1 protein-coding gene is annotated in these 790 nt (G+C 68.5%); it reads left to right on the top strand.

Annotated elements, in window-relative coordinates; all coding sequences use genetic code 11:
* The coding region (locus DEIPH_RS17015; protein WP_034360564.1) for a M15 family metallopeptidase at nucleotides 1-651 on the top strand (651 nt) is incomplete at its 5' end.
* Nucleotides 652-790: the final 139 nt, after the last annotated feature.

Below are 790 nucleotides of genomic sequence, written 5' to 3'. Positions count from 1 at the left end.
CCCGCCTGGCGGCAACAGAACATCGTGACCATTCCCCTGGCCGACCTGCCCGACTTCCCCCGCTGTCCCTACGGCGTCATCAAGGGCGTGAGCCTGCACCGGCTGGTCGCGCCCGTTTTCCAGGCGACGTGGGCGGAACTGGTGCACCGGGGCCTGCACACCCAGCTCCGCACCTTTGACGGCTCCATCGCGTTCCGCCACATGGGACATGACCGGACGCGGCCCCTCTCGGTTCACGCCTTCGGGGCGGCGCTGGACTTCGACGCCGCCTGGAACGGCTATGGCGTGCCGTTGGAGCGGGCGCAGATCAACCGCGAGGTGGTGCGGGTATTCGAGGAATGCGGGTGGACCTGGGGCGGGCGCTGGACGGGCGCGTACAGCGATGCCATGCATTTTCAATGGACCGACCCCCTCTCCGGCGTGCGCGTCCCCGAGTGGCAGGACGCGGCGGCGCGGGTATCGGCGTTGCCTGCGCCTCCACCTGCGCCGCCCGTCCCCGCTCTCCCCGCGAACTGGTTTCAGGTCTACGACCCCGAAACCAGGCAGCCCACGCCGGGGCTGTGGGTGAGCCTTCAGAGGAATCAGGCAACGGGGGAAGTGCGCCCCTTTCGCGTACCCGCCTACAAGCTCAAGGAAAGGGGCCTCGGCTGATGGACGTTCTCGAACTCACCGGCACGGTGGGCACGCTGGCCGTGGTGCTGGTGCTGCCCCTGGTGCAACTGCTGAAAGATCAACTCGGACTGAAGGGCCGCATCGTGCTGCTGGTGTCCGCCCTGCTGGGGGCCATGCT

This window comes from Deinococcus phoenicis, from assembly GCF_000599865.1.
Taxonomy (GTDB): Bacteria; Deinococcota; Deinococci; order Deinococcales; family Deinococcaceae; genus Deinococcus; species Deinococcus phoenicis.
Note: the sequence above shows the minus strand (reverse complement) of the source record. Positions and strands in the feature narration are given on the sequence as shown.